Below are 24,168 nucleotides of genomic sequence, written 5' to 3'. Positions count from 1 at the left end.
CTCTCCGCTCGGCGTGAGACAACGGAAAGGAAACGAATCCCAACATGGCGAACAAGTTGAAGGACGCCTGGGCGCAGGGCCGCGCCTTTGTCAACGGATGGCTGGCCATCCCCAACGGCTACAGCGCCGAGGTCATGGCCCAGGCCGGCTTCGACAGCCTCACCGTCGACATGCAGCACGGCGTGCAGGACTATCTCTCCGCCGTGAGCTGCTTCCAGGGCATGCAGCCGCACGGCGTGACGCCCATGGCCCGCGTGCCATGGAACGAGCCCGGCATCGTCGGCAAGATCCTCGATGCCGGCGCCATGGGCGTAATTTGCCCGATGGTCAACACGCCGGAGCAGGCGCGCCAGCTGGTCTCCTCCTGCCGCTACCCGCCGGAGGGCACGCGCTCCTTCGGCCCGATCCGCGCCGGGATCTATGGCGAGGCGGGCGCCTATTTCGACACCGCGAACAAGGACATCGCGGTGATCCCGATGATCGAGACCAAGGAGGCGATCGACAACCTCCCGGCGATCCTCGACGTGCCGGGTGTCGACGGCGTCTATATCGGCCCCTCGGACCTCGGCCTGTCCTACGGGCTGGCGCCGCGGCTGGACCGCGAGGAGCCGGAGATCCTCAAGATCTACGAGCGCGTGCTGGAGGAATGCGGCAAGCGCAACATCGCCGTCGGCCTGCACAACGGCACCGCGGCCTATGCCCGGAAGATGATCGGCATGGGCTTCAAGCTCGTCACCATCTCCAACGACAGCGGCATCCTGCTGACGGCGGCGAAGGCGGCGGTGGCGACGGCGAAGGGCTGAGCGGGGGCCGGGGCTTCTCCCCGGCCACCCTGTCGGCGAAGGCGGCCGCGAGGGGAAGGGCCGCGCCTTTCCCCTTGGGCCATCCCCGGAGCCACCTCAGGCGGCGCGGGCCAGGCTCTTCGGCAGCCGGGCGATCAGCGCCTCCAGCTTCTCCATCTCCGCCGCGTCGAGATCGGTGAGCGGCGGGCGCACGGGACCGGCGGGGCGGCCCACGGCGGCGCAGCCGGCCTTGACGATGGAGACGGCATAGCCCTTCCGCCGGTTGCGCAGGGCGATGTAGGGCAGCACGAAGTCGCGCAGGCCCTGATACACCGCCGCCGCGTCCTTGCGCCGCACCGCCGCGTAGAAGTCGTTGGCGAAGTCCGGTACGAAGTTGAAGATCGCCGAGGAATAGGTGGTCACGCCCATCTCCAGATAGGGCAGGGCGAAGGTCTCGGCGGTGGGCAGGCCGCCGACATAGGTCAGCCGCTCGCCCATCCTGGCGTAGATGCGCGTCATCAACTCGATGTCGCCGACACCATCCTTGAAACCGACCAGGTTCGGGCAGCGCTCGCAAAGCCGCGCCAGCGTGTCCTCGTTCAGGATGGCATTGTCGCGGTTGTAGACGATGACGCCGAGCCGGGTGCTCCGGCACACCGCCTCGACATGCGCGGCGAGACCATCCTGCTCGGAATTCACCAGATAGTTCGGCAGCAGCAGCAGGCCGTCCGCGCCGGCCGCCTCGGCCGAGGCGGCGAGTTCCTGCGCGATGGCGGTGCCCATGCCGGCCGGCGCGATGACGGGAACCTTGCCGCCCACCTCGCTCACGGCGGCCTTCACCACCGTGGCGATCTCGCCCGGGGAGAGGTTGAAGAACTCGCCCGTGCCCCCGGCGGCGAAGAGCCCGGCCGGGCCATGGCCGAGCATCCAGCCGACATGCGCGCGGTAGGGCGCCTCGTCGAAGGCGAGCTCGGGCGTGAAGTGGGTGACCGGGAAGGACAGCAGGCCGCTGCCGATCCGCTGCGCCATCTCCTGGGGGCTCATGGACATGGAGGATTCCTTCAAAATGCGCTCCTCTCATCATGTCATCGTACATTTAATTGTCGAGAGGAAATCCGCCGTCGCCCGGCCCGGCGGGCCGCCGGCCTCAGCCGGCCCCGTCCCAGAGCCGCGCCGCGCCGAGGACGCCGGAGGAATCGCCATGCCGCGCCGGGACCAGCCGCATCCGCGCGACATCGCCGAAGACATGCGCGGCGGCCCGCGCCGGCACCTCGGCATAGAGCCGCGACAGGCCGGACAGGCCGCCGCCCAGCACGATGACCTCGGGGTCCAGCAGGTTGACCACGGCGGCCAGGCTCCGCGCCAGCCGGCCCACGTAGCGCTCCAGCGCGGCCGCGGCGGCGGCATCGCCCGCGGCGGCGGCGGCCTCGATGCCGGTGGCATCGCGCGCGCCGGCACCCTTCCAGTCGGCGGCGAGGGCGGGGCCGCAGAGCAGCGTCTCCAGGCAGCCCTGCTGGCCGCACCAGCAGCGCGGTCCGGGGAACTCGCCGGGCGTCATCCAGGGCAGGGGGGTGTGGCCCCATTCACCGCCGACCCTGTTGAGCCCTTCCAGCAGGCGCCCGCCCACCACCACCCCGCCGCCGACACCGGTGCCGAGGATGACGGCGAAGACCACCGCGTGCCCGGCCCCGGCGCCATCGGCAGCCTCGCTCAGCGCCAGGCAGTTGGCGTCGTTCGACAGCCGCACCGGGCGGCCGAGCCGCGCCTCCAGGTCGCGATCCAGGGCGCGGCCGTTCAGACACTGCGTGTTGGCGTTGCGCACCAGGCCGGTGGCCGGGCTGAGGCTGCCGGGGATGCCGAGGCCGAGGCTGGCGCCGCCCTGGCCCAGCTCCGCCTCCGCCGCCCGCACCAGCCCGGCGATGGCGGCGAGGATGCCGTCATAATCCGGCGGCGTGACGATGCGGTGGCGCAGCCGGACGGCGCCACCCGGGTCCAGCGCCACGATCTCCGTCTTGGTGCCGCCGAGGTCGATGCCGAGCCGGTGGCCCGCGCGCGGCCCGCCCGCCACCGGATCAGCCGGCCCGGGCATAGGCCGCCGCCGCCGCCACCTGCTCCGCCTCCGGCGTGACGCCGGTGTAGAGCACGAACTGCCGCAGGGCCTGCAGCACGATCACCTCGGCGCCGGTGATCACCGCCTTGCCCGCCGCGCGGGCGGCGCGGATCAGCGGCGTCTCGGGCGGCAGGGCCACCACGTCGAAGACGATGCGGGCGGCGGCGATGGCCTCCCCGGGGAAGGCCAGGCCTTCGGCCTCCGGGCCGCCCTGCATGCCGATGGGGGTGATGTTGACCAGCATCTCCGCCGGTTCCCCCGACGCCCCCTCCGGCCCGGCCCGCCAGCCATAGCCGCAGCCCTCCGCCAGGGCGCGCCCCGCCTCGGCGTTCCGCGCGATGACGGTGCCCTGGCGGAAGCCGCTGTCGCGCAGCGCCGAGACCACCGCCTTGGCCATGCCGCCGCTGCCGCGCGCCGCGAAGCGGGTCTCCGGCGCCACGCCGTGCCGCTGCAGCAGCTCGGCCACCGCCGCGTAGTCGGTGTTGTGCCCGACCAGGTGGCCATCGGTGTTGACGATGGTGTTGACCGACATGATCGCCGCCGCCGAGGGCGCCAGCGCGTCCAGCAGGGGGATGCAGGCCTCCTTGAAGGGCATCGACACGGCGCAGCCGCGGATGCCGAGCGCCCGGATGCCGCCGATGGCCCCCGGCAGGTCGCGGGTGGTGAAGGCCTTGTAGAGGTAGTCGAGTCCCAGCGCCGCGTAGAGGTGGTTGTGGAAGCGGGTGCCGAAATTGCCCGGCCGCGCCGCCAGGGACATGCAGAGCGTGGTATCCTTGCCGATGCGGTTGACGGTGCGGAGCATTGAGGGCCTCCGTGGCGCGTTGCGGCCACGGGACTGCCCCGCCGGCCTATCCCTTCGGCCTTATCACCGGTCGGGCGGCCTGGGGAGGAATCCCGTGTCCGGAGGAAGGGCGGCGTTGACAGGGATTTGAAGGCCGGCGGAGGCGTCGGGACTTCACGCGGCGGCGCTTGCTTCCGCCCGGCTCCGGTGGTCCAGTCCCGGCATGAGTGAAACCACCCTCGACGTGCAGGGCCTGACCTGCCCCCTGCCGGTGCTGAAGGCCAACAAGGTGCTGCGCGGCCTGCCGCCCGGGGCGCGGCTGACGGTGCTCGCCTCCGACCCCGCCAGCGTGAAGGATTTCCAGGCCTATAGCCGCGAGACGGGCCATGCCCTGGTCTCCTTCAGCGAGGCGGCCGGGCTCTACCGCTTCACGCTGCGCAAGCGGGAGGATAAGGCATCCGGATGAGCCTCCTGCTCGTCACCCATCGGGCCTGCCTGGACCATTCCAACGGTCCCGACCATCCGGAATGCGCGGACCGGCTGCGCGCCGTGCTGACCGCGCTGGAGGCCGAGGAGTTCGCCGGGCTGATCCGCGAGGAGGCGCCCCCCGCGACCGCCGCCCAGCTCGGCCTGGTTCACCCGCAGGACTACATCCGCGCCATCCTGGCCATCCGGCCGGCCGGGGAGGAGATCGTCCCCCTCGACGGCGACACCGGCATGAGCGCCGGCAGCGCCGAGGCCGCGCTGCGCGCCGCCGGGGCCGGGATCGCGGCGGTGGACGCGGTCTGCCGCGGCGAGGTGAAGCGCGCCTTCTGCGCCGTGCGGCCGCCCGGACACCATGCCGAGCCGCGCCGGCCGATGGGCTTCTGCCTCTTCGCCAATGCCGCCATCGCCGCCCGCCACGCCCAGGCCGCGCATGGCGTGGAGCGCGTCGCCATCCTGGATTTCGACGTGCATCACGGCAATGGAACGCAATTGGCGGTGGCGGAGGACCCCAGCATTCTCTTCGCCTCCAGCCACCAGTTCCCCTGCTATCCCGGCAGCGGCGCGGAGGGGGAACGCGGCGTGGGGAACGTCTTCAACGCCGAGCTGGCGCCGGGTTCGGACGGTGCCGCCTTCCGCGCCGCCTGGGCGGAACGGCTGCTGCCGGCGGTGGACGCCTTCCGGCCCGGGCTGATCGTGATCTCCGCCGGCTTCGACGCCCATGCCCGCGATCCGCTGGCGCAACTCCGCGTCCGCGAGGCCGATTTCGCCTGGCTGACCGGGGAAATCTGCCGCCTCGCCGACCGCCATGCCGGTGGGCGGGTCGTCTCGACGCTCGAAGGCGGCTATGATCTGCCGGCGCTGGCCTCCTGCACCGCCGGCCACCTGCGTGCGTTGATGCACGACTGACACCAGTACCCCGAGGTTCCTGCCCCATGTCCGATACGTCGTCTGAGCCGCCGGAGGTCGCCTCCCTGTCCTTCGAGGCCGCCCTGGCCGAGCTGGATGCCATCGTGAAGCGGTTGGAGGGCGGTCAGGCGAGGCTGGAGGAAGCCATCGCCGATTACGAGCGCGGCGCCGCCCTGCGCCGCCATTGCGAGGCCCGGCTGGCCGAGGCGGAGCAGAAGGTGCAGGCCATCGTCGCCGGGCCGAACGGCGCCGCCAGCCTGCGCGACATGGCCTGAGCCCATGTCCTCCGGTCTCTCCGCACCCAATGTCGCCGCCGCCGGCCTGCCCACGCTCCTGAAGGCCGCCGCCACCGAGATCGAGCACGCGCTGGACACGCTGCTACCGGCCGAGGAGGGGGCGGAGGCCCGCCTCTATGCCGCCATGCGCTATGCCGCGCTCGGCGGCGGCAAACGGATGCGCGGCTTCCTGGTGCTGGAGGGGGCGGCGCAGTTCGGTGTCTCGCGCACCTCGGCGCTGCGCGTCGCCGCCGCCATCGAGATGCTGCACGCCTATTCCCTGGTGCATGACGACCTGCCGGCGATGGACGACGACGACCTGCGCCGCGGCAAGCCCACCACCCACCGGGCCTTCGACGAGGCCACCGCCATCCTGGCCGGCGACGCGCTGCAGGCGCAGGCCTTCGCCGTGCTGGCGCATGAGGACACGCATTCCGACCCCGCCGTGCGCGCCGAGCTCTGCCTGCGCCTGGCCCAGGCCGCCGGCCCGCGCGGCATGTGTGGCGGCCAGATGCTGGACATGCTGGCCGAGGAGAGCCAGGAGCCACCGAGCGAGGCCGCGATCGGCCGGCTGCAGCTGCTGAAGACCGGCAAGCTGATCGAGGTCTCGGCCGAGGCCGGGGCCATCCTCGGCAAGGCGCCGTCGCAGCAGCGGCACGCCCTCTGCGCCTATGGGCGGGAGCTCGGCGCCGCCTTCCAGATCGCCGACGACATCCTGGACGCGACGGCCAGCGCCGAGGAGGCCGGCAAGGCCACCGGCAAGGACGCGGCGGCGGGCAAGGCGACGCTGGTCGGCCTGCTCGGCCTCGACCGCGCCCGCGCCCAGGCCGAGCGCCTGGCCGACCAGGCGCGGGCGCATCTCGACAGCTTCGGCGAGCGCGCCGATCCCCTGCGCTCGCTGGCCAGCTACACCATCGCCCGGAGGTCGTGATGACGAAAGCCCCGGCTTCCCCCGCCGCTCCCGCAGCGAACCAGCCGCCGAAGACGCCGCTGCTGGACCGCGTGCGGGTGCCCGCGGACCTGAAGAACTTCTCGGCCGATCAGCTCCGCCAGGTCGCCGACGAGCTGCGCGCCGAGACCATCCACGCGGTCAGCCAAACGGGCGGCCATCTCGGTGCCAGCCTCGGCGTGGTCGAGCTGACGGTCGCCATCCATGCCATCTTCGACACGCCGCGCGACCGGCTGCTCTGGGATGTCGGCCACCAGGCCTATCCGCACAAGATCCTGACCGGGCGGCGCGACCGCATCCGCACCCTGCGCCAGGGCGGCGGCCTCTCCGGCTTCACCCGCCGCAGCGAGAGCGAATACGATCCCTTCGGCGCGGCGCATTCCTCGACGTCGATCTCCGCCGGCCTCGGCATGGCGGTGGCGCGCGACCTCAAGCGCAAGGGCGGCCAGCGCGACGACCGCCACGTCATCGCGGTGATCGGTGACGGCGCCATGAGCGCCGGCATGGCCTACGAGGCGATGAACAATGCCGGGGCGATCAAGTCCCGCCTGATCGTGGTGCTGAACGACAACGACATGTCGATCGCGCCGCCGGTCGGCGCCATGTCCGCCTATCTGTCGCGGCTGATCTCGTCGCGCCCCTTCCTCAGCCTGCGCGAGGTGATGGCCAAGCTGGCCCGCCGCTTCCCCGCGCCGCTCGAGCGCGCCGCCCGCCGCGCCGACGAGTTCGCCCGCGGCATGCTGACCGGCGGCACCCTCTTCGAGGAGCTGGGGTTCTATTACGTGGGCCCCATCGACGGGCACAACATGGACCACCTGCTGCCGCTGCTGCGCAACCTGCGCGACGCGGAGGAGGGCGCGCCGGTGCTGCTGCATGTCGTGACGCAGAAGGGCAAGGGCTATGCCCCGGCCGAGGCGGCCAGCGACAAGTACCACGCCGTCTCCAAGTTCAACGTCGTCACCGGCACCCAGGCCAAGGCGCCGCCCGGCCCGCCGACCTATACCAAGGTCTTCGCGCAGTCGCTGATCGCCGAGGCCGAGGCGGACGAGCGCATCCTGGCGATCACCGCCGCCATGCCCTCCGGCACCGGGCTCGACCTGTTCGAGAAGCGCTTCCCGCGCCGCACCTTCGATGTCGGCATCGCCGAGCAGCACGCCGTCACCTTCGCCGCCGGCCTGGCGACGGAGGGCATGAAGCCCTTCTGCGCCATCTACTCGACCTTCCTGCAGCGCGCCTACGACCAGGTGGTGCACGACGTGGCGCTGCAGAACCTGCCGGTGCGCTTCGCGCTCGACCGCGCCGGGCTGGTCGGCGCCGATGGCGCGACCCATGCCGGGGCCTATGACATCGCCTATCTCGGCTGCATCCCGCAGATGGTGCTGATGGCCTCGGCCGACGAGGTGGAGCTGGCGCACATGGTCGCCACCGCCGCCGCCTTCGACGAGGGGCCGATCGCCCTGCGCTTCCCGCGCGGCGAGGGCTTCGGGCTGGAGCCGGTGCCGGCGCGCGGCACGCCGATGGAGATCGGCCGTGGCCGCGTGCTGCGCGAGGGCGGCAAGCTGGCCATCCTGAGCTATGGCGCGCGGCTGCAGGAATGCCTGAGGGCGGCGGAGGATCTGGCCGCGCGCGGGCTGCCCTGCACCGTCGCCGATGCCCGCTTCGCCAAGCCGCTGGACACCGCGCTGGTCGAGCGCCTGGCGCGCGAGCACGAGGTGCTGATCACCATCGAGGAAGGCTCCATCTGCGGCTTCGGGGCGCTGGTGATGCAGCACCTGGCCTGGCGCGGCCTGCTCGATGGCGGGCTGCGCATCCGGCCGATGGCCCTGCCGGATGCCTTCATCGACCATGACAGCCCGAAGAAGCAGTATGAGGGCGTCGGCCTCGCCGCGCGCGACATCGTCGAGACCGCGCTCCGGGCGCTGGGCGAGGATCAGGCGGCGGCGCGGGCCTGAGCGCCCCGCCGCGCACCGCATCCGCAGCTGAGGCTTTCCCGCCTTGAGGCACTCCCGCCCCGCCCGGGCCTCGCGCATCGGCCGCGTCGTCGCCGCCAGCGCGCGGCACCCGTGGCTCGTGCTCCTGGCCGCCGTCCTGCTGGCCCTGGCGGCCGCCGCCTATGCCGCGCGGCATTTCGCGCTGACCGCCGACACGGCCGAGCTGATCTCGACCGACCTCGACTGGCGCCAGCGCGAGCTGGACTACGCCGCCGCCTTCCCGCAGCTGCAGAACCTCGTCGTCGTGGTGATCGACGGCGCCACGCCGGAGCTGGCGGAGGCGGCGGCGCGCCGGCTGGAGCCTGCTCTGCGGCGGAACGCGCTGCTGGCCAGCGTCCGCGATCCGGAGGGCGATGACTTCTTCGTCCGCAACGGCGTGCTGCTGCTGCCCCTGCCGGAGGTCGAGGCGGCGATGCAGGGGCTGATCCGGGCCCAGCCCTTCCTCGGGCCGCTGGCGGCGGACCCCACGCTGCACGGCGTGGCCGGCCTGGTCGCCACGCTGGCCCAGGGCCTGCAGCAGGGCGGGATGCCGCAAGGGGCGGCGCTTCCGCTCCTCCGGCGCCTCGCCGCCGCCTTCGAGTCGGTGCTGGCGGGGCGGCCGGCCTTCTTCTCCTGGCGCGCCCTGCTCGACCAGGCGCCGCCCGGCCCGCGCCAGACGCGGCGGGTGCTGCTGGTGCAGCCGGTGCTGGACTATGCGGCGCTGCAGCCCGGCGCCGCGGCGACGGCGGCGATCCGCGACACGGCGCGCGACCTCGGCATCGACGCCGCGCACGGGCTGAGCCTGCGCCTGACCGGCCCGGTCCCGATGGCCGACGAGGAGTTCGCGACCCTCGCCGAGGATGCCTGGCTGCTCACCGGCACCATGCTGGCGGCGCTGGTCGGCATCCTCTGGCTGGCGGTGCGCTCCATTCGCATCGCCGCCGCCATCCTGGGAACCACCCTGCTCGGGCTGGTGATCACCGCCGGGCTCGGCCTGCTGGCGGCGGGGCGCTTCAACCTGATCTCGGTCGCCTTCATCCCCCTCTTCGTCGGGCTGGGGATCGATTTCAGCATCCAGTTCAGCGTCCGCTACCGCGCCGAGCGGCTCGGCCATGCGCGGGACGAGGCGGCGCTGGCGGCGGCGGGGCGCGGCGTGGGCCGCGCGCTGCTGCTCTCGGCGGCCGCCATCGGTGCCGGCTTCTTCGCCTTCCTGCCGACCAGCTACATCGGCCTGGCCGAGCTGGGCCTCATCGCCGGTCTCGGCATGATGATCGCCTTCGCGCTCAGCATCACCCTGCTGCCGGCCCTGCTGGTGCTGCTGCGGCCGCGCCGTGCCGGGCGGGCGGAGGCGGGCTTCGCCAGCCTGGCGCCGGTCGAGGCCTTCCTGCGCCGCCGGCGCCGTGGCGTGCTGGGCGCGGCCCTGGCCCTCGCCGCGCTGTCCCTCGCCCTGCTGCCCCTGCTGCGCTTCGATTTCAACCCGCTGCACCTGCGCAGCGAGCGGGTGGAATCCATGGCGACCCTGCGCGACCTGGAAGCCGATCCGGACCGCACGCCGAACACGATCAGCGTCCTGCGCCCCTCGCTGGCCGAGGCCCGGGCGCTGGGCGAGCGGCTGGCGCGGCTGCCCGAGGTGTCCCGCACCCTGACGCTGGCCGACTTCGTGCCGGCGCGGCAGGACGAGAAGCTGGCGTTGATCGCGGATGCGGCGATGTTCCTGGGGCCGGCGCTGGAGGCCCCGCCGGTGCCGCCGGCGACGGATGCGGCCCTGCGGGCGCGCCTGGAATCGGCCGCGGCGGCCTTGCGGCGGGGAGAGGCCAGTGGCGAGGCGGGCGAGGCCGCGCGCCGCCTCGCCGCCGCGCTGGAGCGCCTGGCGGCGGCCACGCCCGAGATGCGCGGGCGGGCGGAGGCGGCGGTGGCCGGACCGCTGCCCCTCCTGCTGGATCAGATCCGCGGCCTGCTGCAGGCGGGGCCGGTGACGGTGGAAAGCCTGCCGCCTGCCCTGGCCGCCGACTGGATCGCCCGCGACGGGCGCTACCGCGTGGAGGCCCACCCCCGGCCCGGCGTGGAGGACAATGCCGCGCTGATCGCCTTCTCCGACGCGGTCCAGCGCGTCGCGGCGGATGCGACGGGGGTACCAATCTCGATCCGCGAGGCGGGGGCCAGCATCGTCACGGCCTTCCTCCAGGCCGGGCTCTTCTCCGCCCTGGCGGTGGTGGCGCTGCTGGCGCTGGCGCTGCGGCGCGCGCGCGACGTGACGCTGACCATGCTGCCGGTGCTGCTGAGCGGGCTGCTGACCTTCGCCACCTGCGCGGCGCTCGGCCTGCCGCTGAACTTCGCCAACATCATCGCCCTGCCGCTGCTCTTCGGCGTGGGCGTGGCCTTCAACATCTATTTCGTCATGGCCTGGCGCGCCGGCGAGACCGACCTGCTGCAATCGAGCCTGACCCGGGCGGTGGTGTTCAGCGCCCTCACCACGGCGGTCGCCTTCGGCGCGCTCTGGCTGTCGAGCCATCCCGGCACCGCCAGCATGGGGCGGCTGCTGATGATCTCGCTCGGCTGGGAGCTGCTCGTCACCCTCTTCGTCCGCCCGGCGCTGCTGGCCCGGCCGCCCGCCGCATGAGGGCCGGCGCCGCGCTGCTGCTGCTCGGCCTCGGTGCCTGCGCCGCCGGCGGCACCGGGGGCGATCCGCTGGAGGCGACGAACCGCCGGGTCTTTGCGGTCAACGAGGCGGTGGACCGCGCGGCGATCCTGCCCCTGGCCAAGGGCTACCGCGCCGTCACGCCGGCGCCGGTCCGGCAGGCGGTGCACAACGCGCTCGGAAACCTGCAGGAGCCGCGTGTCTTCGTGAACACGCTGCTGCAGGCGCGCCTCGCCGATGCCGGCCACACGGCGATGCGCTTCGTCCTCAATTCCACGCTGGGCCTGGTGGGGCTGTTCGAGGTCGCGGCGCCGCTCGGCCTGCCGCGGCGCCAGGGCGATTTCGGGCAGACCCTGCACAGCTGGGGGATAGGCGACGGACCCTATCTGATGCTGCCGCTGCTCGGCCCCTCGAACGCGCGTGACGCGGTGGGGCAGGCGGGCGATGTGCTGACCAATCCGCTGAACTGGCTGGTGCCGCTGGAATGGACCCTGGCGCGCGGTGGCGCCGAGGGGCTCGATCAGCGCGAGCGCAACATCGAGGCGCTGCGGGAGGTGCGCGAAGGCTCGCTCGACCCCTATGCCCGGCTGCGCAGCCTGTGGCAGCAGAACCGCGCCGCCGAACTCGGCGGGGATGGCGCAGGCGAGGGGGCGATGCCGGCGGTGCTGGACGATCCCGGGCTGGACGATCCCGGCGCCGCGCCCTGACGGCGCCGCCGGGGAGACGGATCCGTTCTACCCGCCCAGCATCCGCGCCGTGCGGGCGCGCAGCTCCGCCGCCAGCCGGTCGGGCCCGCCCTCGGCCAGCAGGGCGCCGAATTCCGAGCGGCGGGAGGCCAGCTCGCTGATGCTGCCGGTAAGATAGACATCGACGATGCGCCAGCCGCCGCCGGATTCGCGCATCAGGTAGCCCAGCTCCACCGGCGCCTCGCGCGGGCGGTCGATGCGGGTGCGCAGCATGCGGTCGCCATTGCGCAGCGCGCTCTCGCCCAGGACCGAGAAGCTTTCGCCCGACCAGCCGTTGAAGCGGCTGGCATAGGTCGCCACCGACCAGTCCGAGAAGGCCTCGGTCAGCGCCGCCTGCTGCGCCGGGGTCATGCGGCTCCAGCCCGGCCCGATGGCGATGCGGGTCATCGCCGGCAGGTCGAAGGCCGCCTCCATCGCCGGCTTCAGCCGGGCCTGGCGGCCCCGCGGGCCCAGCCGGTCGGCCTGCCGCATCACCTCCAGCAGGGCGGCGTGATAGCGCTCGACCACCGCCGCCGGCGATCCTCCCTGCGCCAGGGCCGGCCGGGCCAGGGGCGGGGCCAGGGCCAGGGCCAGGGCCAGGCCCGGCGCGGCGGCCAGCAGCCCCCGGCGGCCAGGGGCGGGGCTGGGAGACATCGGCGGGGCGCGGCGCGGCATGGGCGATCCTTCCGGCGGTCGGGTGGGTTCCCGCCCAGGTGGCGCGGCCGGCCGGCGGCCGCAAGCCGGGCGGCTCGATTGACGAAAGCGGTGGCATGCCGTTTAGAGGTCCTGTCGCGCCTCGCGCCGCCAAGGGGCGACCGGGGGGCGACCCGCCCGCGGCGGCGAAGGCCCTGAAGGCGCCGGAGGTCCGACACGATGCATGCCCCCCCCGCGCCCAACCCTGCCAACCCCATTCTTCTCGCGCCCGGCGACACGGTGCTGGTCACCGGGGCGACCGGCTTCCTCGGCTCGGCGGTGCTGCGCGCGGTGGCCGCGCGGGGCGTCCGGCCCCGCGTCCTGGCCCGCCCCGGCAGCCCGCGGTCCAATCTCGATCAGGTCGATTGCGAGGTGGTGCTGGGCGACCTGGGCGATCCGGCCTCCCTCGCCGCGGCGCTGCGCGGCGTGCGCCACCTGTTCCATGTCGCCGCCGACTACCGCCTCTGGGCACGCGACCCGGCGGAGATCCTGCGCGCCAATGTCGAGGGCACCGGCCACCTGATGCGGATGGCGCTGGCGGCGGGCGTGGAGCGGATCGTCCATACCAGCAGCGTGGCGGCGCTGAAGGTGGCGGGCGCGGCCGCGCCGGTGGACGAGACGGCGCCGCTCCGGCCGGAGGAGGCGATCGGCGCCTACAAGCGCAGCAAGACCCTGGCCGAGCGGCTGGTCGAGACCATGGTGGCGCGGGACGGCCTGCCGGCGGTCATCGTCAATCCCTCCACGCCGATCGGGCCGCGCGACATCCGGCCGACGCCGACCGGCCGCATCATCCTCGACGCCGCGCGCGGGCGCATTCCCGCCTTCGTGGACACCGGGCTGAACTTCGCCCATGTCGACGATATCGCCGAGGGGCACGTGCTGGCGCTGGAGCGGGGGCGGATCGGCGAGCGCTACATCCTGGGCGGCGAGAACCTGTCGCTGCGCGAGTTCCTGGCGGGCGTCGCCGGCCTCACCGGGCGGCGGGCGCCGCGCATCGGCCTGCCGCGCGCGCCGCTCTACCCGCTGGCCCTCGGCGCCGAGGCCATGGCGCGGCTGACCGGCCGGGAGCCGCTGCTGACCCTGGACGGGCTGCGCATGTCGCGCCACCGCATGTTCTTCACCTCGGCCCGGGCGGAGCGGGAGCTGGGCTACCGCCACCGCCCGTGGCGGCAGGGCGTGGCCGATGCCCTGGCCTGGTTCCGCGTCGCCGGCTACCTCGCATGAGCCCCGCCCTCCTCCTCGGCCTGCTGAGCCTGGCGATCTGGATCGGGCTGCTGCTGGCGCGCGGCGGCTTCTGGCGGGCGCGTCAGCGCGACGACCGTGGCGCCGCCGCGCCGCCGCCCGCCTCCTGGCCCGGGGTTGTCGCCGTGGTGCCGGCGCGGGACGAGGCGGATGTCATCGCGCGCGCGGTGGCGGGCCTGCTGCGGCAGGACTACCCGGGACCGTTCCGGGTGGTACTGGTCGATGACGGCAGCAGCGACGGCACGGCGGCGGTGGCGCGGCAGGCGGCGGCGGCCACGCCCCGGCCGGAGCGGCTCGTCCTGATCGGGGGCGCGCCGCCGCCGCCGGGCTGGACCGGCAAGATCTGGGCCCAGCACCAGGGAATCGCCCAGGCCGTCATGAGGGGCATCGCGGAGACCGGGGAGGCGCCGCGCTATCTCTGGCTGACCGATGCCGATATCGGCCATGCGCCCGACACGCTGCGTGCCCTGGTGGCGCGGGCGGAGCGGGACGGGTTGAGCCTGGTGTCGCTGATGGCGCGGCTGTCCTGCGTCACCCCGGCCGAGCGCTTCCTGATCCCGGCCTTCGTCTTCTTCTTCCAGATGCTCTACCCCTTCGAATGGGTCTCGCGGCCCGGCCGGGTGGCGGCGGCGGCGGGCGGCTGCATGCTGGTGCGGCGCGAGGCGCTGGAGCGCGCGGGCGGCATCGCCGCCATCCGGGGCGAGATCATCGACGACTGCGCGCTCGGCCGGGCGCTGAAGCGGCAGGGGCCCATCTGGCTCGGCCTGACCGACCGCGCGCGCAGCCTCCGCCCCTATGGCGGCATCGGCGAGATCGGGCGGATGGTATCGCGCTCGGCCTATGCCCAACTCGGCTATTCGCCCTGGCTGCTGGCGGCTACGCTGCTCGGCATGGTGCTCACCTATCTGGCGCCGCCGCTGCTGGCGCTGGCCGGGGCGGGGCTGCCCCGCCTGCTGGGCCTGGCCGCCTGGCTGCTCATGGCCCTCGCCTTCCAGCCGATGCTGCGCTTCTACCGCGTCTCGCCGCTCTGGGGCCTGGCCCTGCCGGCGATCGGCGCCGCCTACGCGCTCTTCACCCTGCGATCGGCGATCGACGTCTGGCGCGGCCGGGGCGGCCTGTGGAAGGGGCGGGCGCAGGCCATGGCGGGGCGGGCATGAGCGGCGGCGGCGACTTCGCCTCGGGCAAGGGCAGCGGGGACGAGAACTTCCCCGTCGCCTCCCGGCTGGTGCGGCCGGAGCTGCGCCCGGCGATCCTGGCCTTCTACCGCTTCGCCCGCGCCGCCGACGACATCGCCGACCACCCGGAGGCGGGGGAGGCGGAGAAGCTCGCCGCGCTGGCGCGGATGGAGGCCGGGCTGAGGGGCGAGGAGGCCGCGAGCCCCGAGGGCGCGGCGCTGCGGCGGGCGCTGGCGCCGCGCGGCCTCTCCCCGCAGCACGCGCTGGACCTGCTGGTGGCCTTCCGCCGCGACGTGACGCAGCGGCGCTACGCGGACTGGGCGGAGCTGATGGACTACTGCCGCTGGTCCGCCGCGCCCGTCGGGCGCTTCGTGCTCGATCTGCACGGCGAGTCGCGCCACCTCTGGCCGGCCAACGACGCGCTCTGCGCCGCGCTCCAGGTCATCAACCACCTGCAGGATTGCGGCAAGGACTACCGGATGCTGGACCGCGTCTACCTGCCGGCCGATGCCCTGGCGGCGGCGGGCGCGCCGGTCGGGGATCTCGCCCTGGCCCAGGCCAGCCCGGCGCTGCGCCTAGCCCTCGCCGGGCTGGCGGAGCGCGCGCAGGGCCTGCTGGCCGGCGCGCGCGGCTTCGCCGCCGGCATCGCCGACCGGCGGCTGGCGCTGGAGGTGGGTGTCATCCAGACCCTGGCGGAGGATCTGGCCGCGCGGCTGCGGCGGCGCGATCCGCTGGGCGAGCAGGTGCATCACCGCAAGGCCGAGGCCGCGGCCCTCGCCGCCCGTGGCGCGCTCGGCGTGCTGGCGGGGCGCCTGGCGCGGCGGCTGGGCCCCGCCCTCCCCGGCCCGCGGGCGCGGCCCGAATGAGCGCCGGGGGCGGTGCCCTGCCGCTGCAGGCGGTGCCGGAGGCCGAGGCGTTGCGCGCCCAGGTCAGCGGCAGCTCCTTCTACGCCGCCATGCGGCTGATGCCCCGGCGCGAGCGCGAGGCGATGTTCGCCATCTACGCCTTCTGCCGGCAGGTGGACGACATCGCCGATGACGGCACCCGCCCGCGCGCCCTCCGCGCCAGGGAGCTCGACCGCTGGCGCGCCGATCTGGCGGCGCTCTACGCAGGGGCGCCGGCGGGGCGTGCCGCCTTCCTGGCCCCGGCGGTGCGCGACTTCGGGCTGCGGCAGGCCGACTTCCTGGCGGTGATCGACGGCATGGCGATGGATGTCGAGGCCGATCTCCGCGCCCCGGACGAGGCCACGCTCGACCTCTACTGCGACCGCGTGGCCAGCGCCGTCGGCCGCCTCTCCACCCGCGTCTTCGGCATGGAGGAGGCTCCGGGCCTGGCCCTGGCGCGGGATCTCGGCCGGGCGCTGCAGCTCACCAACATCCTGCGCGACCTCGACGAGGACGCCGCCATCGGCCGCCTCTACCTGCCGGCCGAGCTTCTGCGGCAGGCGGGTATCGAGTCGGACGACCCCGCCACGGTGCTCGCCGATGCCCGGGTGGAGGCCGCCTGCCGCGTCCTCGCCGGGCGCGCCGAAGCGTATTTCGCCACCGCCGACCGGCTGCTGCGCGGCCGCCCGCGCGGCCGGCTGCTGGCGCCGCGGCTGATGCAGGCGGTCTACAGCGCCCTGCTGCGGGACATGCGCGCCGCCGGCTGGGCGCCGCCGCGCCGCCGCGTCCGCATCGGCAAGCCGCGCCTGCTCGCGCTGGTGGCGCGCTGCTGGCTGATGCGGTGACGCGTGCGGAATGACCCGGGCTTGATCGCCAGGCGTGGGCTTCGCCGCTTGCCCGGCGGCGCACAGGGGCGGAGAATGGCGGCACCATGAACGACGCCGTCTTTGCATGTGCCGCCGCCCGGGAGCCGGATGCGCTGGAGGCGGAGATCCAGGACGCGGCGGAGGCCCTGCTGCGGCAGCAGCGCGCCGATGGCCACTGGATCTTCGAGCTGGAGGCCGATGCCACCATCCCCTCGGAGTACGTCCTGCTGCGCCACTACCTCGGCGAGGCGGAGGATCGTGATCTTGAGCGCCGCATCGGCAACTACCTTCGCCGCATCCAGGGCGAGGATGGCGGCTGGCCGCTGTTCCATGGCGGGGCGTTCGATGTCAGCGCCTCGGTGAAGGCCTATTTCTGCCTGAAGATGATCGGCGACAGCCCGGAGGCGCCGCACATGGCGCGCGCGCGCGCGGCGATCCTCGCCGCCGGGGGCGCCGGGGCCAGCAATGTCTTCACCCATATCCTGCTGGCGCAGTACGGCGAGATCCCGTGGTCGCGCGTGCCGGTCATGCCGGTCGAGCTGATCCTGGCGCCACGCTGGTTCCCGGTTCACCTCTCGCGCATGTCCTACTGGGCGCGCACCGTCGTCGCGCCGCTGCTGGTACTGGCGGCGCTGCGCCGGAAGGCGCGCAATCCCCGCGGCGTGCATGTGCCGGAGCTCTTCGCCGAGGGGCGGGCGGCGCGGCGCTGGGTGGCGGAGCACCAGCACCGGGGCTGGGCGCTGTTCTTCAACGGGCTCGACCGCGCGCTGCGCTCGGCCGAGCCGCTCTGGCCCCGGGTGCTGCGCCGCCGGGCCATCGCCCGCTGCCTGGACTTCGTGCGCGAGCGGCTGAACGGCGAGGACGGGCTGGGCGCCATCTACCCCGCCATGGCCAACGCGGTGATGATGTACGACGCGCTGGGCTATCCGCCGGAGCACCCCGAGCGCGCCACCGCCCGCCGCGCCATCGAGAAGCTGCTCGTGATCCGCGGGGAGGAGGCCTATTGCCAGCCCTGCGTCTCGCCGGTCTGGGACACCGCCCTGGCCAGCCACGCGCTGATGGAGGTCGGCGGCCCGGCCGCCGAGGCCGCCGCCACGCGGGGCCTCGCCTGGCTGAAGCCGCTGCAGGAGCTGGAGGTGAGGGGGGACTGGGCCGAGCGGAGGCCGGGGGTCCGGCCCGGCGGCTGGGCCTTCCAGTACCGCAACGCCCATTATCCCGACCTCGACGACACCGCCGTGGTCGTCATGGCGCTCGACCGGGCCCGCCGGCGGGACGGCACGGCGGCGCATGACACGGCGATCGAGCGCGCCGTCGAGTGGACGGCGGGGCTGCAGAGCCGCAATGGCGGCTGGGGCGCCTTCGATGCCGACAACACGCACCACCACCTGAACAACATCCCCTTCGCCGACCACGGCGCCCTGCTCGACCCGCCCACGGCCGATGTCACCGCCCGCTGCGTCAGCATGCTGGCGCAGCTCGGCGAGCCGGCCGACAGCCCGCGGATGCGCGCCGCCCTGGCCTGCCTGGAGGGCGAGCAGGAGGCGGATGGCAGCTGGTTCGGGCGCTGGGGCGTGAACTACATCTACGGCACCTGGTCGGCGCTCTGCGCCCTGAACGCCGCCGGCCTGGCGCCGGAGGCCGCGCCCGTGCGGCGCGCGGCGGACTGGCTGGCCGCCATCCAGAATCCGGATGGCGGCTGGGGCGAGGATTGCCGCAGCTACAGGCTGGACTATCGGGGCTACGAGCCGGCGCCCTCGGCGGCCTCGCAGACGGCCTGGGCCCTGCTGGGCCTGATGGCGGCGGGGCGGGTGGACGATCCGGCGGTGGCGCGCGGCATCGGCTGGCTGCAGCGGAACCGCGACGCCGGCGGGCTCTGGCCGGAGGAGAGCTACACCGGCGGCGGCTTTCCGCGGGTCTTCTACCTGCGCTACCACGGCTACCCGAAGTTCTTCCCCCTCTGGGCCCTGGCGCGCTACCGCAACCTGCGCGGCAGCAACACGCGGCGCGTGGCACAGGGCATGTAGGGGCGCGCCCGCGCATCCCTGACCGCCATGACCCTGCTCATCCTCACCGGCCTGCGGCGTGAGGCGCGCATCCTGGCGGCGCCCGGCCACCTCGTCCTGACCGGCGGCGGCGACGCGGTGGCACTGGAGGCGGCGGCGGAACGCGGGGCGGCGGCGGCGCGCGGCGTCATCAGCATCGGCATCGCCGGCGCGCTGGCGCCGGGTCTGGCGCCGGGCGACTGGGTGGTGGGCCGGGCGGTGCGCGAGGCGGCGCGGGAGACGGGGACCGACTCCGCCTGGGCCGACCGGCTGCTGGGCCGGCTGCCCGGGGCGGTGGTGGGGACGGTGCTGGGGCGGGACACCATGGTGGCCGAGGCGGCGGAGAAGGCCGCGCTGCATGCGGCGACAGGCGCGCTGGCGGTGGACATGGAATCGCATGTCGCGGCGCGGGTCGCGGCGCGACATGGCCTGCCGCTGGCGGTGGCGCGGGTGGTGTCGGACGCGGCCGGGCGGAGCCTGCCGCCGGCGGCGCGGGTCGGGATGCGGCCGGATGGCGGGACCGACCTGCCAGCCGTGCTGCGCGCCCTCGCCGCCGCGCCGTGGCAGCTGCCGGCGCTGATCCGCACCGGCTGGGAGGCGGAGCGCGCCTTCCGCGCGCTACTGCGCGGCCACCGCCGGGCCGGCGCCGGCCTCGCCGCCCGCTTCCCCAGCCCCTGAGGCATCCCCTGAGGCGGCGCGGCGCGTGACGCGCGGGCGGTTGCCGCCCGCCGCCGGCCGCGTGGTGCGGATCTCGGCCAGCTTGCGCTCGACATGGCCGGAGAAGACGTATTCGGCCGGGCGCTGGTGGTCGATCGGGATGTCGGCGGCCATCGGCCCCTCGGTGCGGATGCCGCCCAGCGTCACCGCCAGCGCCTTCACCGGATTGGTCACCATGTGCTTGACCGCCGAGGCCTCGAAGCCGGAATGGACCATGCAGTCGGCGCATTTCTCGTAGTTGCCGACGCCGTACCTGTCCCAGGCCGTGTCCTCCATCAGCTCCCGGAAGGTCGCGGCATAGCCCTCGCCCAGCAGGTAGCAGGGCTTCTGCCAGCCGAAGACGGTGCGCGTCGGGTTGCCCCAGGGCGTGCAGTGGTAGCTCTCGTTGCCGGCCAGGAAGTTCAGGAACATGCGCGACTGGGTGAAGGGCCAGGCCTTGCCGCCGCGGCCGCGCGCCAGGATGCCGCGGAACAGCTCCTTGGTCTTCTGCCGGTTCAGGAAGTGCTGCTGGTCCGGCGCGCGCTCATAGGCGTAGCCGGGCGAGACGGTGATGCCGTTCAGCCCCAGCGCCGTCATCTCGTCGAAGAAGGCAGCCGTCTCGGCCGGGTCGGCGTCGTTGAAGAGCGTGCAGTTGATGCTGACCTGGAAGCCCTTCGACTTCGCCAGCCGGATCGCCTCCACGGCCTTGTCGTAGACGCCCGCCTGGCAGACCGACTTGTCGTGCATCGCCTCGTTGCCATCCAGGTGGATGGACCAGGTGAAGGCCTCGCTGGGCTCGTAGTCGTCGATCTTCTTGGCCAGCAGCAGTGCGTTGGTGCACAGGATGACGAACTTCTTCCGCTCCAGGAAGCCGCGCACGATCTGCGGCATCTCCTTGTGCAGCAGCGGCTCGCCGCCGGCGATGGAGACGACGGGCGCGCCGCATTCGTCGATCGCCTGCATGCAGTCCTCGTAGGAGAGGCGCTGGTTCAGGATCTCGGCCGGATAGTCGATCTTGCCGCAGCCGGCACAGGCGAGGTTGCAGCGGAACAGCGGCTCCAGCATCAGCACCAGCGGGTAGCGCCTGCGGCCCGAGAGGTGCTGGCGCATCAGGTAGGTGCCGATCCGGGCGGCCTGACGCAATGGAATTCCCAAAGACTCTCTCCTTCGGCGCGAACCGGCGATTGGCAGGCCGGGACGCCAGGGGCTGATTTCAGTGTCCTGCCGGCCCGTCCGGCTCACCGGACGTCCGGCCGGACCCGCGGGCCGGTCACGGGCGGACCGGTCACGGGCGGGGCCGACCGTCCCGGCGCCGCCCCGGCCGGCTTCCGCAACGCGGAGGGCAGACGGAACTCGACATCCTCACGGATACCAGACATCGGCACGACTTCAACCTCGACATGGCGGCGCAACGCGTCCAGCACATCCAGCACCTGCGCCTCCGGCGCCGAGGCGCCGGCGGTCAGCCCCACCGTCGCCACGCCCTCCAGCCAGGCCGGGTCGAGCGCCGCGCCGTCGGGCAGGAGGTGGCTGGGCAGGCCCAGCTCCAGGCCGATCTCGCGCAGCCGGTTGGAATTGGAACTGCTCGGGCTGCCGACGACCAGCAGCAGGTCGATCTCGCGGCAGAGATCCCGGACCGCGCTCTGCCGATGCTGCGTGGCATAGCAGATGTCGCTCACGTCCGGGCCTTCCAGCCGCGGGAAGCGGGCGGCGAGCACCTCGATGATGCCGCGCGTGTCATCGACGCTCAGCGTGGTCTGGGTGACATAGGCGAGCGGCGTGTCGCGCGGCAGATCGAGCCGCGCCGCCTCGCCGGCGTCCTGCACCAGGTGGATGCGCTCCCCCGCCCCGGCCTGCCCGAGCGTGCCCTCCACCTCGGCATGGCCGGCATGGCCGATCAGCACGACCACCCGCCCCAGGGCCAGGTAGCGCCGCGCCTGGACATGCACCTTGGCGACCAGCGGGCAGGTCGCGTCCAGCACCGGCAGGCCGCGCGCCGCCGCCGCCGCGGTGACCGAACGGGCGACGCCATGGGCGCTGAAGATGGTGACGGCGCCGTCCGGCACCGCGTCGAGGCTGTCCACGAAGACCGCGCCCTTGCGCCGCAGGTCCTCGACCACGTGCCGGTTGTGCACGATCTCATGCCGCACATAGACCGGCGCCCCGAAGCGCTCCAGCGCGCGCTCGACAATGTCGATGGCGCGGACGACCCCCGCGCAGAATCCTCTCGGTTGGGCCAGCAAGACACGCATGCGGTATCCTTCGTCCCCAGTAGGCGTCCCCAGTGGGCGTTCCCAGTAGGCGTTCCCAGTAGGCGTCCCAATGGGCGTTCCGGTGGGCGGTCCTGACGGGCAGCGACGCCCGCGGACACTATGGAGCATCCGCCGGATCGCCCAATGGCAGTTTCGCGAGGTGAAGCTTGCCTGACGCGCCGTCCCGTCGGAAACCCCCTCCGCCGGAGATTCCCGGAAGCGCGCCGCGGCCGGGCGCGCGCCGGCCAGGAGAGGAAGCCATCATGCCGAAGCAGCGAGCCGACGTCGCCCTGGTCGAGCGCGGGCTGGTCGAATCGCGTGCCCGGGCGCAGGCGCTGATCATGGCGGGCAAGGTGTTCTCGCAGACGCGGCGGATCGACAAGCCGGGCCAGCCGGTGGCGGAGGACACGCCGCTGGAGGTGAAGGGGCAGGAGCACCCCTGGGTCAGCCGCGGCGGCATGAAGCTGGCCCATGCCCTGTCCCATTTCGCGCTCGACCCCGCCGGGCGCGTCGCGGTCGATGTCGGCGCCTCGACCGGCGGCTTCACGGACGTGCTGCTGCAGGGCGGCGCGGCACGGGTCTACGCGGTCGATGTCGGGCACGGCCAGCTGGCCTGGAAGCTGCGCAGCGACCCGCGCGTCGTGGTGCTGGAGAAGACCAATGCCCGGCGACTCGACGCCGGGCTGGTGCCGGAGGCGCCGGGAATCGTGGTCTGCGACGCCAGCTTCATCGGCCTGTCCACCGTGCTGCCGGCGGCGCTCGGCCTGGCGGCGCCGGAGGCCTGGGCGGTGGCGCTGATCAAGCCGCAGTTCGAGGCCGGGCCGGAGAAGGTCGGCAAAGGCGGCGTGGTGCGGGACCCGGCGGTGCACCAGGAGGTCTGCGACCGGGTACGGGGCTGGTGGGAGGGCCTGCCGGGCTGGCGGGTACTGGGCGTGGAGCCGAGTCCCATCCTGGGCCCGGAGGGAAACCGCGAGTTCCTGATCGCGGCGCGCCGGGACGCGTGAGGCCGCGTCCTGCGCTGCCCTTCTCGAGCGTCTGCCGTTCGCACCGGCTCACGGCAAACGATTCGGCCATTTGTCTCTGCGAGCATCTTCGCCCGCTCCGGTGATTCCACCGGATCGGGATCTGCTCTAGGCCGCGGCCCGGGCGGTCTTGCCCTTCTGCGCGCCGGAAATCTCCTGCAACAGCGACCATACCCGATGCGGGTCCATCTGGACCTCGGGGTCGTTCAGCAGGCGGTCAAGCTCCGCCAGCTTGGCATCCATGTCACGTTCCGACATCGGGCCTTGATCCTGGGGCGCGGCTGTTACGGGACTTCTGCAACGCAGCATGCCTCCAAAAGTGTCAGCACTGCGACAAAACTTTTCCGCGCGGCCCGCGGCGGCGCTCACGATGCTGTCATCTGGGTGAGGAATCGACGGAATTCTAGACGGTGGAGCGGATGGCCGGCAGCAGCGCCTCGCAGCGGGCGGCGAGATGCGCCGGGTTGCGGAAGCGGAGTTCCCCCTCATCCTCCTCATCCGGCCGCGACGGCCCGAACAGCTCCATCCGGGTGGCGCAACTGGCGGCGACCAGGCGGGCGCTGACATCGGGCCGGGTGAAGATCCGCCGGACCGCGCTCTCCAGCGCCAGGCTCTGCCGCAGCTCCAGCCAGCGATGCCGCTCGATATCGTCCAGGAAGAGCGCCAGGATGCCCGGGCGGCGGCCTTCCAGCCGCTCGGCCACGGCACGCTCCAGGGCGGCGGCGGCGGCGGCGGCCACGCCGTCCTCCTGCCCCGCCCGGGCGGCCATGACGAAGACGCTGCCGCCGCCGGGATCGGCGGTGACGGCCAGATGCGCCTCCGGGCCGAAGAGGCTGCGCAGCCGCTCCGGCAGCCCCTGCGCGCTGGCCCGGGCGCCGGCCAGGACCAGCGGGTCGAGCTTCAGCACCGCCGCCTCGGAATGGTCCTGCCGTTTCTGCGCCGCCAGCAGGGCGCTGACCTGCCGCTGCAGGCCGGCCACGTCCTCCGGCCCGCGCAGCCCCGAGGGCAGGGTCATCTTCAGCAGGTAGCGGCCGGGATGCGCCGCCAGCCAGGTCTGCAGGTCCGGGTTGATGCCGTCCATCAGGGCGCACCAATGGCCATGCTGCACCGGCTGCCCGGCCTCGGCCGAGAGAGTGAGGCAGGCGAGTTCCGCCTCGGCGCCGTCGCGCCGCAGCAGCAGGTCGTGCGGCGTCCCGTCGATCAGGCCGGAGAAGCGCACCTCGAAGCCGCGCGCGCGCTGCCGCCCCGCCTCGCGCAGCAGGTGGAACAGGGGGATCAGCGTGGCCTCGCCGGCCAGGCCGGCCAGCAGCCGGTCGCGCAGGCGGCCCCGCGCGGCCCTGGGCAGGCTGTCGGCCAGCCGCACCGCCTCGCGCGCCAGGGCGAGGACCGCCTGCTCCGCCTGGTTCGGAGCGGGGGCCTCACCGGGGCCGGAGAGACGGTCCAGGAGCAGTTCCAGCGCGTGCCGTCGCTGCGCCGCGCGGGCCGTCCAGGAGCGCGGGCGGGCCAGCCCGGCCAGATCCGCCATGCGTCGGGACCAGTGTTCGGCGCCAGCCAGGTCCCGCAGATCCCGGCAGAGTTCGGCGGCGGTCGCCTCCGGATGCTGGCCCGCCTCGGCGATCACCGCGTCGGTCAGGGCGGCGGCAAGCGGCATCAATGGGATTCCGGTCTGTTGAT

23 protein-coding genes are annotated in these 24,168 nt (G+C 73.8%); 15 read left to right on the top strand and 8 right to left on the bottom strand.

All coding sequences use genetic code 11. The features are described 5' to 3' along the window. The first annotated feature begins 44 nt into the window (after nucleotides 1-44). Nucleotides 45-803 carry an HpcH/HpaI aldolase/citrate lyase family protein gene (locus D9598_RS16425; RefSeq protein WP_198367622.1) on the top strand — a complete coding sequence of 253 codons (759 nt, stop codon included), beginning with the start codon at nucleotides 45-47 and terminating at the stop codon, nucleotides 801-803. A gap of 96 nt (nucleotides 804-899) precedes the next feature. Here D9598_RS16425 and kdgD read toward each other — a convergent pair whose 3' ends face one another. From kdgD to D9598_RS16410, 3 genes are all read right to left on the bottom strand, one after another. Beyond that, nucleotides 900-1,832, bottom strand: coding sequence for a 5-dehydro-4-deoxyglucarate dehydratase (gene kdgD, locus D9598_RS16420; RefSeq protein ID WP_198367621.1), 933 nt, complete (start codon nucleotides 1,830-1,832; stop codon nucleotides 900-902). 97 nt (nucleotides 1,833-1,929) lie between these two features. Continuing rightward, on the bottom strand, nucleotides 1,930-2,871 hold the full coding sequence (locus D9598_RS16415) for an ROK family protein (protein ID WP_198367620.1): 942 nt from the start codon (nucleotides 2,869-2,871) through the stop codon (nucleotides 1,930-1,932). Beyond that, nucleotides 2,855-3,694 (bottom strand): shikimate 5-dehydrogenase, encoded by an 840-nt coding sequence (locus D9598_RS16410; protein WP_198367619.1) that lies wholly within the window; start codon nucleotides 3,692-3,694, stop codon nucleotides 2,855-2,857. Before D9598_RS16410 ends, D9598_RS16415 begins: the two co-directional genes overlap by 17 nt. A gap of 202 nt (nucleotides 3,695-3,896) precedes the next feature. Here D9598_RS16410 and D9598_RS16405 point away from each other — a divergent pair, with 202 nt between their 5' ends. From D9598_RS16405 to D9598_RS16375, 7 genes are read left to right on the top strand one after another with little or no spacing between them, the layout of a single operon-like run. Next, nucleotides 3,897-4,139, top strand: a complete 243-nt coding sequence (locus D9598_RS16405; RefSeq protein ID WP_198367618.1) for a sulfurtransferase TusA family protein — start codon at nucleotides 3,897-3,899, stop codon at nucleotides 4,137-4,139. Further along, the gene (locus tag D9598_RS16400; RefSeq protein ID WP_198367617.1) at nucleotides 4,136-5,065 is read left to right on the top strand and encodes a histone deacetylase family protein; all 930 of its coding nucleotides are present in this window, start codon (nucleotides 4,136-4,138) and stop codon (nucleotides 5,063-5,065) included. Before D9598_RS16405 ends, D9598_RS16400 begins: the two co-directional genes overlap by 4 nt. A gap of 26 nt (nucleotides 5,066-5,091) precedes the next feature. Continuing rightward, nucleotides 5,092-5,340, top strand: a complete 249-nt coding sequence (locus D9598_RS16395; protein WP_198367616.1) for an exodeoxyribonuclease VII small subunit — start codon at nucleotides 5,092-5,094, stop codon at nucleotides 5,338-5,340. Nucleotides 5,341-5,344: 4 nt separating this feature from the next. Further along, a complete protein-coding gene (locus tag D9598_RS16390; protein WP_198367615.1) occupies nucleotides 5,345-6,271 on the top strand; it encodes a polyprenyl synthetase family protein in 927 nt (308 codons plus the stop codon). After that, nucleotides 6,271-8,241 (top strand): 1-deoxy-D-xylulose-5-phosphate synthase, encoded by a 1,971-nt coding sequence (gene dxs, locus D9598_RS16385; protein ID WP_198367614.1) that lies wholly within the window; start codon nucleotides 6,271-6,273, stop codon nucleotides 8,239-8,241. Before D9598_RS16390 ends, dxs begins: the two co-directional genes overlap by 1 nt. Nucleotides 8,242-8,284: 43 nt before the next feature. Next, nucleotides 8,285-10,879, top strand: a complete 2,595-nt coding sequence (locus D9598_RS16380) for an MMPL family transporter (protein WP_198367613.1) — start codon at nucleotides 8,285-8,287, stop codon at nucleotides 10,877-10,879. Next, nucleotides 10,876-11,604: a VacJ family lipoprotein gene (locus D9598_RS16375; protein ID WP_198367612.1), complete on the top strand. Its 729-nt coding sequence runs from the start codon at nucleotides 10,876-10,878 to the stop codon at nucleotides 11,602-11,604. Before D9598_RS16380 ends, D9598_RS16375 begins: the two co-directional genes overlap by 4 nt. A 27-nt stretch (nucleotides 11,605-11,631) precedes the next feature. Here the strand turns inward: D9598_RS16375 and D9598_RS16370 are convergent, their stop codons facing one another. After that, nucleotides 11,632-12,297, bottom strand: coding sequence for an ABC transporter substrate-binding protein (locus tag D9598_RS16370; RefSeq protein ID WP_198367611.1), 666 nt, complete (start codon nucleotides 12,295-12,297; stop codon nucleotides 11,632-11,634). Between the two features lie 198 nt (nucleotides 12,298-12,495). On the opposite strand from D9598_RS16370, the gene hpnA reads away from it, so the two are divergent. The 6 genes from hpnA (at nucleotide 12,496) to D9598_RS16340 (ending at nucleotide 19,202) form a co-directional block, all read left to right on the top strand. Continuing rightward, nucleotides 12,496-13,539 (top strand): hopanoid-associated sugar epimerase, encoded by a 1,044-nt coding sequence (hpnA, locus tag D9598_RS16365; protein ID WP_198367610.1) that lies wholly within the window; start codon nucleotides 12,496-12,498, stop codon nucleotides 13,537-13,539. Then, nucleotides 13,536-14,714, top strand: coding sequence for a glycosyltransferase (locus D9598_RS16360; protein WP_198367609.1), 1,179 nt, complete (start codon nucleotides 13,536-13,538; stop codon nucleotides 14,712-14,714). Before hpnA ends, D9598_RS16360 begins: the two co-directional genes overlap by 4 nt. Further along, nucleotides 14,711-15,598 carry a squalene synthase HpnC gene (gene hpnC, locus D9598_RS16355; RefSeq protein WP_198367608.1) on the top strand — a complete coding sequence of 296 codons (888 nt, stop codon included), beginning with the start codon at nucleotides 14,711-14,713 and terminating at the stop codon, nucleotides 15,596-15,598. The genes D9598_RS16360 and hpnC overlap by 4 nt, the downstream gene beginning before the upstream one ends. Then, nucleotides 15,595-16,461, top strand: a complete 867-nt coding sequence (hpnD, locus tag D9598_RS16350) for a presqualene diphosphate synthase HpnD (protein ID WP_198367607.1) — start codon at nucleotides 15,595-15,597, stop codon at nucleotides 16,459-16,461. The genes hpnC and hpnD overlap by 4 nt, the downstream gene beginning before the upstream one ends. An 86-nt stretch (nucleotides 16,462-16,547) precedes the next feature. Beyond that, nucleotides 16,548-18,506 (top strand): squalene--hopene cyclase, encoded by a 1,959-nt coding sequence (shc, locus tag D9598_RS16345; RefSeq protein WP_198367606.1) that lies wholly within the window; start codon nucleotides 16,548-16,550, stop codon nucleotides 18,504-18,506. A 27-nt stretch (nucleotides 18,507-18,533) separates the two neighbouring features. Continuing rightward, a complete protein-coding gene (locus D9598_RS16340) occupies nucleotides 18,534-19,202 on the top strand; it encodes a hopanoid-associated phosphorylase (RefSeq protein WP_198367605.1) in 669 nt (222 codons plus the stop codon). Here the strand turns inward: D9598_RS16340 and hpnH are convergent. Both hpnH and ispH read right to left on the bottom strand, forming a co-directional pair. Then, entirely contained in the window at nucleotides 19,143-20,375 is a 1,233-nt protein-coding gene (gene hpnH / locus D9598_RS16335; protein WP_198367604.1) for an adenosyl-hopene transferase HpnH, read from the bottom strand. The two genes, D9598_RS16340 and hpnH, sit on opposite strands and share 60 nt — an antisense overlap. An 83-nt stretch (nucleotides 20,376-20,458) precedes the next feature. Beyond that, a complete protein-coding gene (gene ispH, locus D9598_RS16330) occupies nucleotides 20,459-21,472 on the bottom strand; it encodes a 4-hydroxy-3-methylbut-2-enyl diphosphate reductase (RefSeq protein ID WP_198367603.1) in 1,014 nt (337 codons plus the stop codon). A 263-nt stretch (nucleotides 21,473-21,735) separates the two neighbouring features. On the opposite strand from ispH, the gene D9598_RS16325 reads away from it, so the two are divergent. Then, nucleotides 21,736-22,476, top strand: coding sequence for a TlyA family RNA methyltransferase (locus tag D9598_RS16325; RefSeq protein WP_198367602.1), 741 nt, complete (start codon nucleotides 21,736-21,738; stop codon nucleotides 22,474-22,476). 126 nt (nucleotides 22,477-22,602) lie between these two features. On the opposite strand, the gene D9598_RS16320 is transcribed toward D9598_RS16325, so the two are convergent. Together D9598_RS16320 and D9598_RS16315 are read right to left on the bottom strand one after the other, a co-directional pair. Next, nucleotides 22,603-22,752, bottom strand: coding sequence for a peptide chain release factor 1 (locus D9598_RS16320; protein ID WP_198367601.1), 150 nt, complete (start codon nucleotides 22,750-22,752; stop codon nucleotides 22,603-22,605). A gap of 145 nt (nucleotides 22,753-22,897) precedes the next feature. Then, nucleotides 22,898-24,145, bottom strand: coding sequence for a hypothetical protein (locus D9598_RS16315; protein ID WP_198367600.1), 1,248 nt, complete (start codon nucleotides 24,143-24,145; stop codon nucleotides 22,898-22,900). Nucleotides 24,146-24,168 lie beyond the last annotated feature (23 nt).

This window comes from Roseomonas sp. KE0001 (assembly GCF_016107285.1).
Classification (GTDB): Bacteria; Pseudomonadota; Alphaproteobacteria; order Acetobacterales; family Acetobacteraceae; genus Pseudoroseomonas.
Note: the sequence above shows the minus strand (reverse complement) of the source record. Positions and strands in the feature narration are given on the sequence as shown.